The organism is Brevibacillus sp. 1238 (assembly GCF_029892995.1).
Classification (GTDB): Bacteria; Bacillota; Bacilli; order Brevibacillales; family Brevibacillaceae; genus Brevibacillus; species Brevibacillus parabrevis.
Window position 1 is genome coordinate 40926 of the sequence record NZ_JARXWC010000019.1, and the last position, 14511, is coordinate 55436.

General features: G+C 48.9%; 13 protein-coding genes and 2 pseudogenes. 8 read left to right on the top strand and 7 right to left on the bottom strand.

Features of this window, described 5'->3' with window-relative positions; all coding sequences use genetic code 11:
- The first annotated feature begins 23 nt into the window (after positions 1-23).
- Positions 24-1250, top strand: a complete 1227-nt coding sequence (locus tag M2298_RS26345; RefSeq protein ID WP_122962173.1) for an MFS transporter — start codon at positions 24-26, stop codon at positions 1248-1250.
- Positions 1251-2466: 1216 nt separating this feature from the next.
- Here the strand turns inward: M2298_RS26345 and M2298_RS26350 are convergent.
- Entirely contained in the window at positions 2467-3543 is a 1077-nt protein-coding gene (locus M2298_RS26350) for a hypothetical protein (protein WP_122962175.1), read from the bottom strand.
- Between the two features lie 67 nt (positions 3544-3610).
- On the bottom strand, positions 3611-4465 hold the full coding sequence (locus tag M2298_RS26355) for a YiiX/YebB-like N1pC/P60 family cysteine hydrolase (RefSeq protein ID WP_122962176.1): 855 nt from the start codon (positions 4463-4465) through the stop codon (positions 3611-3613).
- Positions 4466-4740: 275 nt separating this feature from the next.
- Here M2298_RS26355 and M2298_RS26360 point away from each other — a divergent pair.
- Both M2298_RS26360 and M2298_RS26365 read left to right on the top strand, forming a co-directional pair.
- A pseudogene (locus tag M2298_RS26360) lies at positions 4741-4929 on the top strand (hypothetical protein); the annotation flags it as partial.
- Between the two features lie 235 nt (positions 4930-5164).
- Complete coding sequence (locus M2298_RS26365) at positions 5165-6373, top strand: MFS transporter (RefSeq protein ID WP_280649290.1); 1209 nt, start codon at positions 5165-5167, stop codon at positions 6371-6373.
- 48 nt (positions 6374-6421) lie between these two features.
- On the opposite strand, the gene M2298_RS26370 is transcribed toward M2298_RS26365, so the two are convergent.
- Together M2298_RS26370 and M2298_RS26375 are read right to left on the bottom strand one after the other, a co-directional pair.
- On the bottom strand, positions 6422-6679 hold the full coding sequence (locus tag M2298_RS26370; protein WP_229049792.1) for a hypothetical protein: 258 nt from the start codon (positions 6677-6679) through the stop codon (positions 6422-6424).
- A gap of 48 nt (positions 6680-6727) precedes the next feature.
- Entirely contained in the window at positions 6728-7087 is a 360-nt protein-coding gene (locus M2298_RS26375) for a winged helix-turn-helix transcriptional regulator (protein ID WP_122962178.1), read from the bottom strand.
- A 175-nt stretch (positions 7088-7262) separates the two neighbouring features.
- Between M2298_RS26375 and M2298_RS26380 the strand changes: the two genes are divergently transcribed.
- From M2298_RS26380 to M2298_RS26395, 4 genes and pseudogenes are all read left to right on the top strand, one after another.
- Positions 7263-8105 (top strand): aldo/keto reductase, encoded by an 843-nt coding sequence (locus M2298_RS26380; protein ID WP_280649291.1) that lies wholly within the window; start codon positions 7263-7265, stop codon positions 8103-8105.
- A gap of 187 nt (positions 8106-8292) precedes the next feature.
- The gene (locus M2298_RS26385) at positions 8293-9672 is read left to right on the top strand and encodes a PepSY-associated TM helix domain-containing protein (RefSeq protein ID WP_274874729.1); all 1380 of its coding nucleotides are present in this window, start codon (positions 8293-8295) and stop codon (positions 9670-9672) included.
- 33 nt (positions 9673-9705) lie between these two features.
- Entirely contained in the window at positions 9706-10431 is a 726-nt protein-coding gene (locus M2298_RS26390) for a response regulator transcription factor (protein ID WP_122962181.1), read from the top strand.
- Positions 10432-10468: 37 nt separating this feature from the next.
- Positions 10469-11235, top strand: a pseudogene (locus tag M2298_RS26395) (amidohydrolase family protein); the annotation flags it as partial.
- Positions 11236-11376: 141 nt separating this feature from the next.
- Here M2298_RS26395 and M2298_RS26400 read toward each other — a convergent pair.
- From M2298_RS26400 to M2298_RS26410, 3 genes are read right to left on the bottom strand one after another with little or no spacing between them, the layout of a single operon-like run.
- Positions 11377-11682, bottom strand: a complete 306-nt coding sequence (locus M2298_RS26400; RefSeq protein ID WP_122962182.1) for an Ada metal-binding domain-containing protein — start codon at positions 11680-11682, stop codon at positions 11377-11379.
- 10 nt (positions 11683-11692) lie between these two features.
- Positions 11693-12811, bottom strand: coding sequence for a deoxyribonuclease IV (locus tag M2298_RS26405; RefSeq protein WP_173597912.1), 1119 nt, complete (start codon positions 12809-12811; stop codon positions 11693-11695).
- A gap of 20 nt (positions 12812-12831) precedes the next feature.
- Positions 12832-13797, bottom strand: a complete 966-nt coding sequence (locus M2298_RS26410; protein ID WP_280649292.1) for a DNA-3-methyladenine glycosylase family protein — start codon at positions 13795-13797, stop codon at positions 12832-12834.
- A gap of 137 nt (positions 13798-13934) precedes the next feature.
- On the opposite strand from M2298_RS26410, the gene M2298_RS26415 reads away from it, so the two are divergent.
- A complete protein-coding gene (locus tag M2298_RS26415; protein WP_122962185.1) occupies positions 13935-14492 on the top strand; it encodes a bifunctional transcriptional activator/DNA repair enzyme AdaA in 558 nt (185 codons plus the stop codon).
- Positions 14493-14511 lie beyond the last annotated feature (19 nt).

Consider the following 14511-nt stretch of genomic DNA (forward strand, 5'->3'; position numbering starts at 1 on the left):
TCCTACATTTACGGAGGTGCATCATGTTTCGCTCATACCGTGAGATATTTCAAACTCCTGGAACGAAGGGGTTTTCTGCGGCTGGCTTTATTGCCAGAATGCCGATTTCCATGATGGGGATCGGAATCGTTACCATGCTGTCTCAACTGCGAGGCGAGTATTGGCTGGCAGGTGCTGTGGCAGCGACGTTTGCCTTGGCATCTGCGCTCTTGGCTCCCCATATCTCGCGGCTGGCTGACAGGCTGGGGCAATCCCGCGTGCTGCTGCCTGCTGCGGGGATCAGCGTAACCGCTGCTGCTATTTTGCTTTTATGCACAAGGCTCGGGGCGCCGGACTGGACGCTGTTTTTGGCAGCGCTGTTCGCCGGGGGAATGCCGAACATGGCAGCGATGGTGCGCGCTCGCTGGGCTGCGATTTTGGGCGGCTCCCCCAAGCTGCACACCGCGTTTTCTTTTGAATCGGTGGTGGATGAGATTTGCTTTATTGTCGGACCGATCGTTTCCGTAAGCTTGAGTGTGGCAGTCTTTCCCGAAGCGGGGCCGCTGTTGTCTTGCCTTTTCCTGCTGACAGGAGTGGTGCTGTTTACGCTGCAAAAGGGTACAGAGCCAAAAGTGCGCCCTATTGATCCTGAGGAAAAAGGGAGCGTCATCAAGCTCGGCTCCTTGCAGGCACTGGTGTTTACGCTCGCAGCCATGGGTGTCATTTTTGGCGCGGTGGATGTCGTCACGGTAGCTTTTGCCGAGGAACAGGGCAACAAAGTCGCTGCGAGCATCGTGTTGTCGATATACGCAGTCGGCTCGTGCCTGGCTGGGCTTGTGTACGGTACGCTCAGTCTGAAAGCGCCTTTGCACCGACAATTTTTACAGGCAGTCGCGCTGTGCATGGTCATGATGCTGCCGCTGTTTTTGGTGAGCAACCTCTTCTCCCTCGCCATCGTCGTGTTCTTCGCTGGCCTGTCAGTGGCGCCAACGATGATTGTGACGATGGGGCTGGTGGAAAAAATTGTCCCGCGATCGATGGTGACAGAAGGCATGACATGGGCTATTACAGGCTTGGGGATTGGCGTGGCGTTCGGCTCTGCGGCAGCGGGCTGGGTGATCGACGGGTTTGGTTCCCACGCAGGCTTCATGGTGGCGATTGTGGCGGGAGTTTTGGCCATGCTGATCGCGGGATTGGGTTATCGTTCGTTGCGCTCGGCGCATATTCGCGCCATCTCGCGCGCGGAGGAAGCAGCTGTGAAGCATGGGTAAAGGTGTGTTTGGTAGGAATGTTGCCGTTGGATGCGACTATGAGAAAATTGGAGATGGGATGAGAGTGTGTAGAACGACACTTTTTCTTAGAGTTTTTATAATGCTCATTCGCAAAATAAAGATAAGAGCGGAAATGAAACCTGTTAAATCAATGATGCGCTGAGAACTGGTCTGCCAACTGCTTACATGAATTAAGGAAACCAACGGATGGACAAAAGTAGTTTAGCTTAGCATGCACATTGAACTGTAATACGATATTGTATTTGCTCTGAAATACGGAAGACAGGTGATTTACGGCAAATGAAATCGAAAGCAGGAAAACTCTTGTGGGAGCTGTACGAGCGAAAAGGGGAGAAGTAGTTGTAGAGGAAGCTTGCGCAAATCATATTAATACTGGTCAGCATTCTTTCCCAACTAAGTGTGTCCGAATTCATGGGGGACTTAAAGAGAGAAGCTCACTGATGATTTTTGAAAGTTTGAAAATATAAAGTAACTATAGGGAAGTCGACAGTCCTGTTGAAGAATATATATGTGGAGACGATAGGATGAAGCAGGAAAGTGATTGAAGAATACAAACGAAGCCATCTGTGGGGGAATTTTGAAGGTTAGCGTTCAGGTGAGAGATAGAGGAAGTGAAGTAGAGACAGCGTTCACGTTTAAGGTTTGTAACAGCAGTTGGGAGCAAAAAAGGAAGGAGCCACAACTTTCAACATCACGACAGGTTGTGGCTCATAACTGAATGAAGTATATATGTTGCCCAATATAGAGCATGCTCTTGGTTCAACAAACTGCCAAGTAACGAAGAAAATAGCAGCCCCATTACGTAATTTTTTGACACGTTAATCTGGAAGAGCATTGTATAGGCTCAATAGTAAATTACGTATGTTGATCTCCTCAGTCCTCCCTGAAATTATGAATTAATTTTCTAAGCAAGCTCGCGATTCCCATTCCAATAGATGCAGTAAGCAAATTAATAAATAGAAATGAAATTGACCAAGTCAATGCAAAATATTTTAGGAACAGAATCCCTAGCATCGCATTAGTGAATAAAAGGACAAGAAAATGAATCTTTGGTAAAAAAAAACGTAAACACCCAGTGATAATTATAGAAAGTATATGAAATGCAATTAAATAAGAACCAATAAATATTAAAAATTCCATAATTCCACTTCCTTTGAAGCGAATTGTTAAACAACAAATTACTTTTTTGAACTATCTAATTATTGGTTATATCGAAGTCAACTAATCTTAGATTATCTAGTTTCTCAAGATAAAAATTAGCTAATACAGAGCCATCATCGATGCTATATTGCCGAATAAGTCCTTCATATTTATAGGATTTTCCGTAATATGCTTTATCAAATGTATATAGAACGTGTAATACTTTGCCTTTAATTTTGGATTGGATACTAATTAAATGCTCATTTGATTCATTTTGCAATTTCAAGACACTATTGACCTTATTTTGTTTTATCTGAATAAAAACTCCATTATAGAACAGCACATGTATTCCTTGGTAAGCAGGAAATATTTTAAATACTTTACCAGTTCCGTTTGTAAGGGGTATCTCTTGAAGATTATCTGCTGTATCTATAAATAGCAATTTTCCATCATTAGAATACATATATATCAAATCGTTACTTGTGGTAATGGATCTGAACTCAAATCGGGGAGATCTGCCAAGTACAAATTTTTTTACTATTTCACCATTGAAATTTACTTTTAATATTTGCTCTTCTTTAACTGTTGGGTCAAATGTTAATACATATATATGATTATTAAAAAAGGTTCCGCTTGTGAAAAATCCATTATTTAGAACAAATTCGACAGGTTCACTTTTAGCGTTAAGTAAATATATTCCACTCGTGTAAGAAATAATTCCCTTCTCTTTTTTTTGCCCCCAGTTGGTGATAAATGTAATTTTATCATTGTTATAGAATGTATTTGTAATTCCTTTTCCTGACTCAATTCTTTTCTTAATTAACCGTCCATTTTTAGAAAGAATATAGTAATCGCCTTTATATCTAGAAGAAATATAAAAATCATTCTTATGCTTAATAAGACTATTTAATGCTCCTTGGTCAATACTCTCTTCATTTATTTTTTTGTCTTCAGAATATATCTCTAATTTACTTTTGTTCTCTATAAATGAAGTGCGAAGTATTATGTAATTTTCTGCATTTTTATTAATCTTATATGAAAGTTGTCCGGTGCTTAACATTATTATACTTAAAACACCTGTAACTCCAAAAACTAACAGAAAAAATTTAAAACGTAAATATTTACTTCTCATAGACTCTCCTTTTTAATATAGACAGAAAGGTAGGAAAATACGGGATTTTCCTACCTTTCTTGTGCTTTTAGATACCAGCACTGTAGAATGGGATAACCTTCGAAGAATTAGCAATATCTTCTGGCCATACTTCATCTCCGCCATCAGAATCTAGGTTAAAGCCTTGGTTATACCATGCACGCCAGACTATTTGTGAGCAGTAGAAAGATGTAGTGTCCCATTTGTCGAAGTAATTAAAGTTGTAAGGTTTGTACAAGTTGTCCTCAGCGTATAGTGCAGCGTCAGTGTAGTCGGATAAAGAAGCTTTTTTTACGTGATATCCTGCCACAGTATCGTATCGATTTGCCCAGTCATTTATGTGCCAATAAACGCCGTCAATTTTCGGCGCTTGCGGACTCCACCCTTTTGCGAACGACTCTATAGTCCAGGAGTTGCTATCCTCAGATACAATAGCAGCATGACCTCCGTAAAACGTACCTGAACTTTCTGATCCAGAATCAAGTGTAATCAGTATATCGCCATAAGTGCCAATCTGCCCGGTTCCAGATGTCGTTTCCAACTGAAGTTCCCCAGATTCTTCATTGTAAGAGAAGTTCTGTTTCTCAAATTTAGGATCGATTGACGTAATAATACGGATCATCTCAACCTTTTCATTCTTTTTCCCTAGGTTGGCTTTCTGTTTGTCTACTTCGTCCTTAAATTCTTCACGTTGTTTTTGGATGATTTTCGACCAGTTCTCCCTTGTCTGTTTGAGTCGTTCTTGTCTCTGGTTCAGCAATTTGATTACCTCTTGTTCGCTTTTCCCACTTGCTAAGGCAACTTTTTGAATTTCCTCATTGTTATACTCTGATTCAGCATTCACGATACTTAATGGGCTGGATATTAATGCAAAGATAGCAAAAGCGCTCAGTAACTTTTTCATAAAGTCCTCCTAAATTAAAATTGTAATGATATAAACAGGATGGAAATTGCGAAAAACTTACCTTTTTGTCCCGAAGTGTAAGTAGATAACTTTTTATGAAAAATTTTACATTTTTTATTTTGTATGTCAATGCTATTTGCTAAATTAATTCTATTAATTTGACTACGCTTATGCTCACTCATTTTTTCCTGTTTTTAGTGCTAAAATTTCATTAGCTTTTTGCTACTTACAATCCACATGATCACCTTTTGACTGATCATCTTTTATTTTGCTGTATGACGATGATCGTGGTGACGCACGAGATGGGCTTTGCCCGCGAAGTGGCAGATCGGGTCGTCGTCATGCACGATGGCAGGATCATTGAAGAAGGCCCGCCAGCTCGGCTCTTTTCTGCGCCAAGTCATGAACGAACCAAACGATTTTTAAGCCAGCTGTCGTCAGAGCGTCTCACCGGCCAGTTATAAAGGGCCGGGAGACGTTTTTTTGTGCAACGGGAACGCGGGCCAGGCAAGCTTGAGCAGATTTATCCGGCGCGCCTAAGGCACTTTTTTGTGCCTATGCTACTAAAAAGTACGTACTTCCGCTAAAAGCTCGCATGCTCGATAATGGCAATCAGCAACACAACATATTCGCCAATCATGATGCGCAAGGGCCCTGCCGAATGACTGGCAAGTAAAATAACAGGAGGATGTTTTCATCATGAGCACAGCTATCAACCGAGAGCAGCATGAAAAAGGTGCGAAAAACTCCACGCTCGCTTTACTTGCTCTCGCAATCAGTGCATTTGGCATTGGAACGACGGAGTTTGTCATTGTCGGTCTGTTGTCTACTGTCGCGCAAGATTTGCATGTAACGATCACGCTCGCCGGACTTTTGATTTCCGGCTACGCGCTGGGCGTGGCTGTGGGAGCGCCGATCATTACCGCGCTGACCAGCCGAATCCCGCGCAAGACGCTGCTGCTTTTGCTAATGGTGGTCTTCATCGTCGGAAACAGCGTCGCTGCGCTGTCATCAAGCTTTGCTTTGCTGCTCATTGCCCGTTTCATCACGGCCTTTTCCCATGGTGTCTTCTTTTCCATTGGCTCGACCATTGCGGCTGACCTGGTGCCTGAAAATAAACGGGCAAGTGCGATCGCGACGATGTTTACCGGATTGACGGTCGCCACGGTTACAGGTGTGCCTTTGGGAACGTTTATTGGTCAAATGTTTGGCTGGAGAGCGACGTTTTGGGGCGTAGCCATCCTTGGCCTGATTGCCTTGGTAGCGACCGCGATACTCGTTCCCAGCCAGTTGAAAACAGGCAAGCCTGCCTCGCTGAAAGACCAAGTGAAAATTATCACAAATAGCCGATTGTTGCTGGCCTTCGCCATTACGGCACTCGGTTACGGCGGAACGTTTGTCACCTTTACGTTTTTGACGCCGCTTTTGGAAGAGATCACAGGCTATCATGCCAATGTCGTCAGTCTGATTTTGCTTGTGTACGGCATCGCTATTGCCATCGGTAACACAGTCGGAGGGAGGGCAGCCGACAAAAATCCGCTGCGAGCGTTGTTCTTCATGTTTGTGGTTCAGGCAGTCATTTTGCTCATTCTTACGTTTACCGCGCCGTTCAAGGTGGCAGGCACGATTACGATTATGTTGATGGGCTTGCTGGCGTTCATGAATGTGCCAGGGCTGCAAGTATACGTGGTGCAGCTCGCGGAAAAATACGTTCCCGGCGCGGTGGATGTGGCGTCTGCGATCAATATTGCTGCGTTCAATCTCGGAATCGCCATCGGAGCTTTTGTAGGGGGAATCGTCGTAGATTCGCTGGGCTTGATTCATACGCCGTGGATCGGCGGAGTGATGGTGTTGGGGGCGGCGATTCTTACTGCCATCAGCGGAAAACGGGAAAAGGCGCGCCGTTGATTGGCTGCGTTCTTGAAAAAACGAAGCAGGCTGTGATCTACTCGCGGATCACAGCCTGCTTTTTGTGTGGAGGAGGACGCGTATTTGTCTGCCAGTTCGTCCAACACTTCGATGAGCGGCAACGTCTTTTTCAGACCAGACTCGCGAAAGTTCGCCGACCATTTCCCGCATTTCACTGGCAACCGAGGAAAAGGAGTAGACCATGTCATTGCCGTTGCTGAACTGCCAGCAGCCAAGCCCCAGCGGCGACAGCAGCAGGGCAGAGCTGCCCAACTGGCGCAAAACAGGAGATGCGGTTGCTTCCAAGGTGAACCTATCCTTTTCTCAATCACATGAATGGGGGTGCCGCGGTTGTTATTTATTGAGAATGCTGTCTTCCAATACAGCATATTTGTCCCCGTACTCCTTGATAATATGCTGTTCACCCCAGGCGCATAACGCGTCCAAAATGCTTTTCAGGCTCCAGCCGTACTCGCTCAGCTCGTACTCGACCTTTGGCGGAACCTGATTGTAAGTGATCCGGTTGATAATCCCATCGTCTTCCAGCTCGCGTAGCTGTTGGGTGAGCATTTTTTGCGTGATGCCAGGCATGAGCCGCTTCAACTCGCTCGTGCGTTTTTTCCCGTGCGTCAGATGGCAAAGAATGACGCACTTCCATTTGCCGCCGATAACTTCGAGTGTGGCTTCGACTGAAATGTTGTACTTCTTTTTCAAGAACGGTTCCCTCCTGCATGCATAGGCACTTTTTAGTACCTATCGCACAAAAAAGTACGTACTTTCTCTTTTGGCTATTGTCTCTCATAATAGCACTTGTCAAACCGTACCCCGCATATTTGACTACTGTAGACTGTCTTTCATAAATAGACAATAGGGATGGAGGAAATTAATCATGGCAAAGCATTTGCAAGAGACTACCACACTGTACAACGGCGTGAAAATGCCTTGGCTGGGCCTTGGCGTATTTAAAGTCGCGGAAGGATCGGAGCTGGAAAACGCCGTAAAAGCTGCGATCCGGCACGGCTACCGGAGCATCGACACGGCGGCGATTTACGAGAACGAAGAAGGTGTCGGACGCGGCATTGTCGCTGGCCTGAAAGAAGCGGGCTTGGCGAGAGAAGACCTTTTTGTGACGTCAAAAGTGTGGAACGCCGACCTTGGCTACGAATCCGCATTGGCTGCCTACGAAACGAGCCTGAACAAGCTGGGGCTGGATTACCTCGATCTGTACTTGATTCACTGGCCGGTGGAAGGCAAATTCAAAGAGGCGTGGAGAGCGCTGGAAACTTTGTACAAAGCAGGGCGCGTCAAGGCGATCGGGGTGAGCAACTTCCACATTCATCATCTCGAAGAGCTGCTCAAGGACGCCGAAATCAAGCCGATGGTCAACCAGGTGGAGTTCCATCCGCGACTGTCCCAACAAGAGCTGCGCGCCTACTGCCGGGAGCAGGGCATCCAGTTTGAAGCTTGGTCGCCGCTGATGCAGGGCCAATTGCTGGACAATCCTGTCCTGAAAGGGATCGCTGAGAAGTACCAAAAATCGATTGCCCAAATCATCTTGCGCTGGGACTTGCAGCATGGCGTTGTGACGATTCCCAAATCGACAAAAGAACAGCGCATTGTCGAGAATGCCTCGGTGTTTGATTTTGAGTTGACAAAAGAAGATATGGAGCTGATCGACGGCTTGAATGAAAATCATCGCGTCGGTCCAGATCCGGACAACTTTGATTTTTAATCGATACAGAAAAAGGGTATAGAGCCGTCTCTATATCCTTTTCTTTTTGGGAAGCGGGAACTGAAACTTGTCAATCTTCCGACACATATTCATGCCCAAAATAGCCAGGTTGAGTCATGTAGCGAAACGGGCAATCGTCATATACTCAATTTCGTAAAATCATCAGTACGAGGGGGAACGCGGGTATATGGCGATGCCGCAAACGTATCAGCAAGAAGCAACAGAGGAGCCACAAAAGGAAAAACGCTTGTATGTGGCGATCTGGCGGTGGCATTTTTACGCAGGAATTATTTTTGCTCCTTTTCTGATTTTGTTAGCGATTACTGGCGGAATTTATTTGTACAAGCCGCAGATTGAAGCGTGGATGTACAAGGACCTTTACTATGTAACGGCGGGACATACGGCTGTATCGCCGACGATGCAAGTTGAGGCAGTAAGACAGGCTTATCCGGAAGCCGTCATCACACGCTATCGTCCGTCTGATGAGCCGACACGAACAGCCGAGGTCGGCATTGTCGAACACAAGGTCAGCAAAACCGTCTTCGTCAGCCCGTTTGACGGCAAAATCGTCGGCGAGCTGGATGATCAGAACAAGCTCATGCAAGTCATGAAAAAGCTTCACGGCGAGCTGATGGCAGGGAAAACAGGCGACCGGATTATCGAGCTGTCAGCCTGTTGGGGAATGATTTTGCTCGTAACCGGAGTCTATCTGTGGTGGCCGCGCAACACAAAATCGCTGTACGGAACGCTGATCCCGAGATTCACGCAAGGAAAACGCATTTTCTGGCGGGATTTGCATGCTGTGCCCGCTTTCTGGCTCTCTTTGTTTACCGCTGTACTGATCATGACAGGCTTGCCGTGGTCTGGCGTCTGGGGCGATTACGTCAACAAGGCAGCCACCTCCGCACAATCCGGCTACCCCGACCAACTGTGGGGTAGCGTACCAGAGTCAGTGATCCCGACAAAGGCTGTTGCCGAAGTATCGTGGGCTGCCGAAAACATGCCCGTGCCGGAATCCGCTCAAAAAGGCGGAGTACAAACATTGCCGTTGGAACAAGTAGTCAACATTGCTACAGAGCGCAAAGTCCCTGCCGGATATACGATCAATCTGCCCGAAGGAGAAAAAGGCGTCTATACCGTGTCGGTTTTCCCGAAATCTCCGGTAGATAACGCGACGCTGCACATCGATCAATACAGCGGCAAGGTGCTCGCTGACTTGCGTTTTGCCGATTACGGGACAATGGCAAAAGCAATCGAAATCGGCATCGCTTTGCATGAGGGGCGCTTTTTCGGCTGGCCGAACCAGCTTTTGGCGGCATTGACTTGCCTCGGCTTGGTAGGCATCTCGCTTACCGGGCTGATCATGTGGTGGAAGCGCAAGCCGGCTGGCAAGCTGGGAGCGCCAGCTTTGCCGAAAAACTACAAGCTGATGAAAGGCGTCGCAGCCATCATCATCGCGTTTGGACTGTTTTTTCCGCTGGTGGGCATTTCCCTGGTTGCCGTGCTGCTTGTCGATTTGCTTGTCATCAGGCGTATTCCTGCGGCCAAGCGGTTTTTGGGAGCGTAGGGAGCAGTCACAAAAGCGAGGAGGGAGAGCGTCATGGGAGATCATCCTGCTACAATCTTGATCGTGGACGACGAGGAGCGAATCAGGCGTATTTTGCGCATGTATCTGGAAAATGCGGGATATGTCGTGGATGAGGCAGAGGACGGATTCGCAGCGTTGAAACTGGTCAAACAGATCGATTATGACCTCATCATACTCGATCTCATGATGCCCGGTATGGACGGGATCGAGCTGTGCTTGCGTCTGCGCGAAACAGATCCGGTGCCGATTGTCATCGTATCGGCCAGAGGGGAGCAGGCTGACCGCTTGCGAGGTTTTGAGGCGGGAGCGGATGATTATGTCGTCAAGCCGTTCAGCCCGCACGAGCTTGTATACAGAATCAAGGCCATCCTGCATCGGACTGCCAGTCTGCAAGAAACAGGCAAAAAAAGCAGCGGCTCTCCTGTGGCGATCTCCTATCCCGACCTTTTGATCGAACCGCTGGCTCATCGGGTCACGGTCAGCGGAAAAACAGTGGGGCTGGCTCCCAAAGAGTTTGAGCTGCTGTATTTTCTAGCGCTGCATCCCAATGAGACGTTTTCGCGGGAAGATTTGCTGCAAAACGTCTGGAATGACGAAACCGAGCGGGATTCCCGCACGGTTGACGCCCACGTGCGGAAAATCAGAAAAAAGCTGTCCCAGCGCTCCCCGGAAGCGGCGGGGATGATTACGACCGTCTGGGGCTGGGGCTATCAGTTGTGCGCTGAGAATCGCAAGTAACGCCCGGATCGTGTCTGCTGCTGACGAGCTGAGCGAGGATGGCATCGAGCGGGAAGACGCCAGAGGGCTGTTGGCTATGCCGACCTTGCTGGAAAAGCACGTCCACCTGGACAAGACTTTGTTGGGCGAGGAATGGCGGGCAGTGATCCCGGCCGCAAACGTGATCGAGCGCTGCGAGATCGAAAAGCGGATTTTGCCGGGACTTGCGACGTCCACCAAGGAACGAGCGGAAAACTTCCTTGCTGTCCTGCTGTCATACGGCTCCACCCATGTGCGTACTCATGTAGACATTTATCCGAAAGTAGGAATCTCCAACCTGGAGCAGGTTCAGGCGGCGCTTGCGACGTATGCGGATCGGCTGACGCACGAAATCGTCGCGTTCCCGCAGCACGGGCTGTTGCGCACCAGGGCGAAAGGACTCGTCAGGGAAGCGCTGCGGCAAGGGGCGACACACGTCGGCGGCGTGGACCCGGCGACAGTCGATCAGGACATTGAAGAGTCGCTCTATCAGATGGTCGATTTGGCTGTCGAAGCGGGGGCGGGTATCGATTTGCATTTGCACGACCACGGTCATCTCGGCACGTTCACCATGAAGCGGCTGGCAGCCATGACCACGGAGGCTGGTTTGCAGGGGCGAGTTGCGATCAGTCATGCTTTTCCTTGGGCGACATTCCGGCGCAGGAAGCGGAAGAGATGGCAGCCGTGTTGCGGGAAGCGGGTATCTCCATCGTCACGAGCGTCCCGTATTTCCGAGTCATTCCGCCTGTTCCCCTTTTGCACAAAAATGGCGTGTCTGGCAGCGTGAACGAGTAAAGCAGCGAAGAAAGCAAAAAGCCCAAAAGCTGGCTTCCGTCATCGGCACGGGCCAGCTTTTGGGCGTGTAGGATTTACTGTAGCTGTAGGAAATGCATGAATACACAGCGGTCGCATGTCGCTTCCAGCAGTTTATAGGGAGCGGTCCGCTTTCCACAGAGCGTATTTGTCAGGCAGGCAAACTGCACAGGGCCGATAGCCCGCAGCGACAGCGGTCTTTTCGTCAGCGAAAAATACGCGATGGGCTACATATCCTCCCCGTGCGATGGCACGCAGAGCGGAGGGGCAGTCCAGCCGTCCGTATATTTTTTTCCGCCGATAGCCACCGATTGTACCCGGAGTTTGGCTTCGATACAACCGACCGTCACTTCCGAGAAGCAAGTACGTTTTTTCTTTGGCTGCACCGCTGTTCAGGTCGAATCTGCCAGAGAGATTCATGCGGCCTGGCTTACGAGAATTTCGGGATGGCAAACCAGGCGGTCAGGCGTTGATTCAGCTCTTCCTCGGAAAGCTCCGGGAACAAGCGTGCTTCGTGCGCCATGTCGTACAGTCGTTCCATCGGCTCGCGACCGTCCGCTTTTTTGGCTTTCGCGTCGTTTTTCAACAGATCCCAGATGCCGACGACATATTCGCGTCTGGTCACATCTTGCTTGCGGAAGAAGTAGTCCAGCCGCTCCACGTGATCCATAAATTCGTCGCCGAAGCGCTGTTCGATCTCGCCGCGCAGCAGGGCGATCTCGGCTTTGTACATCGGGCGCTCCTTGCCTTTTTCTTTTCCGATCCACGGTGTTTCCAGAACGAGCGGCAGGTGGCGGATTTTGTCGTGATTGACGATGTAGTTCATCGCGTCAAAGCCGATCAGCCCGGCACCGATTGGCGCATGGCGGTCTTTTCCGGCGCCGCGGAAGTTTTTGCTGTCGTTCAGGTGAACGACACTCAGGCGGTCCAGGCCGATGGTGCGGTCAAACTGCTCCAGCACACCGTCAAAATCGTTGACGATATCGTAGCCCGCATCGTGAATGTGGCACGTATCCATGCAGACGGCGAGCTTGCTGTTGTCTTCGACTTTTTCGATGATCGCGGCGAGTTCTTCGAAGCTGCGTCCGATCTCGGTTCCTTTTCCGGCCATGGTTTCCAGCGCGATCTTGACGTCAGTGTCTTTCACGCCGGCGAGAACTTCATTCAAGCCCTCGGCGATTCTGGCAATGCCGTACTCCGCGTCCTTGTCGGTATAGGCGCCGGGATGGAGCACGATGTTTTTGACGCCGATGTAGTCAGTCCGGCGAATTTCTTCTTGCAAAAAGCGGACAGCCAGTTCAAACGTGTCTTCTTTATAGGAGCCGAGATTGATAATGTAAGGGGCGTGCACGACAATTTCCTCGACGCCCTCTTTGGCCATGACAGCTTTGCCTTCTTCAATGTATTGGTCTTCGATCGGTTTGCGTCTTGTATTTTGCGGCGCTCCCGTATAAATCATGAACGTGCTAGAGCCGTAGGTGGCGGCTTCTTCTGCGGCATTGAGCAGACCTTTGCCGGAGAAGGAAACGTGCGAGCCTATTTTCAGCATGCGAGTGAAACCTCCTTTGGTTAGTAGAGAAAACGCCATAAGTAAAAGGTGGCGTAAGACTCCCAGCCTGTCCAACTGCTGGACAGCGCCAGAATTTCGGCTTTGGTCGGTTTTGTCTCCGTACCCTGAACATATTTGATGGCATTGTGCAGGCCGACATCGTCGATCGGAAAAGCAGACGGCATCCTCAGACAGCGCATGAGGACATAGTTGGCTGTCCACGGACCAATCCCGCGAATGCTGATCAGCTTTTTCTCCGCCTTTTTACAATCTCCTCCGTCCCATAATAGCTCTTTCGATAGTTTCCCTTCAACGATGAGTTGTGCAACACCGATCAAATACTCGCACTTTTTCGTGGTCATCCGCAGCGCTTCCAGGTCTTGCACGGTAAGTTCGGCGATCACTTGCGGCGCAGGATGCACCCAAAAAGTTCGCCCTGCGTGCTCGACCTGTTGCCCGAAGCTTTCCACGAGACGTCTTTTCAACGTATAGGCATACGTCAGGTTGATTTGCTGTCCGATAATCCCCCAGCTCATCGCTTCAAACAGGTCGGGGATGCCCATATTTTTCAGCCCGTAGTAAGAAGCGACAGCGTTTTTTAACAAGGCATCGTTTTGGGCCAGGTCGTAAAACTTTGTCAGATTGGTTCCCAGATCAAACCAGTCGTAAACGTACTGCGCTACTTGGGCGCGTACATTTGGCGGCGGAGCGTCTCCGAGAAAACGAACAGACAGCTGCCCGTCATCGTCGGCGCGAATTTCTACGACAGGGATGTCGCCGTCAACAGGAATCGCTTTGTACAGCCGATCTCCTTCAATATGGTACAGGCACTCGTTGTTGCTGCGCGACAAGTAATGGAGGTTTTGGGAAAATGAAAAAGGTTGTTCGGTATGCAGGATCAGTTCCTTCTTATTATCGACCCAAGCGTTGGCAGGTAGACATTGGCGTGGCAATTCCGTATATATTCGTTTGTTTGTATTCATCATCAAACAGCCTCCTTTTGGCACTCTCTTAGTTGTATCGCAAGAAAAGCTGGACTGTCATTTCGTTATCTTGCTATTTTATTTACAACCGAGCACGAAGCGGTTCGCTTGGGGGTATACTGACGGTGGAGGTGGGCAACATGGAGCTTGGGATTACTGAGGAGCGATGGCAAGCCATCATCAATAACGATGCGACCTATGATCAGCAGTTTTTTTACGCGGTGAAGACGACGGGCATTTTTTGTCGCCCATCGTGCAAGTCGAAGCCGCCGAGATGGGGAAATGTGCGGATATTTGAACAGGCGAGCGAGGCGATTCGCGAGGAGTTTCGCCCGTGCAAAAGGTGCAAGCCGACGGGTCAGCGCCTGCCGGATCGCGAATGGGTCGCACAAATGACGCAATATATCGACTCTCACTACACCGAAAAGCTGAGCTTGGCCCATCTGGCAGACATGTGCCACGGCAGCCCCTACCATTTGCATCGCACGTTCAAGCGAATCAAGGAAATGACGCCTGTGGAATATATTCAGCAGAAACGGCTGGACAAGGCAAAAGAGCTTTTGGCTCAATCAAACAAGTCAATCGCCGCGATTTCCACGGAGGTCGGCATGCCAAACACGCCGTACTTCATTACGCTGTTCAAAAAGACGACAGGGAGCACCCCCAGCGAATACCGTCAATTGCACTTGAAGCAATAATTTTGAGAAGGCTGCGAAA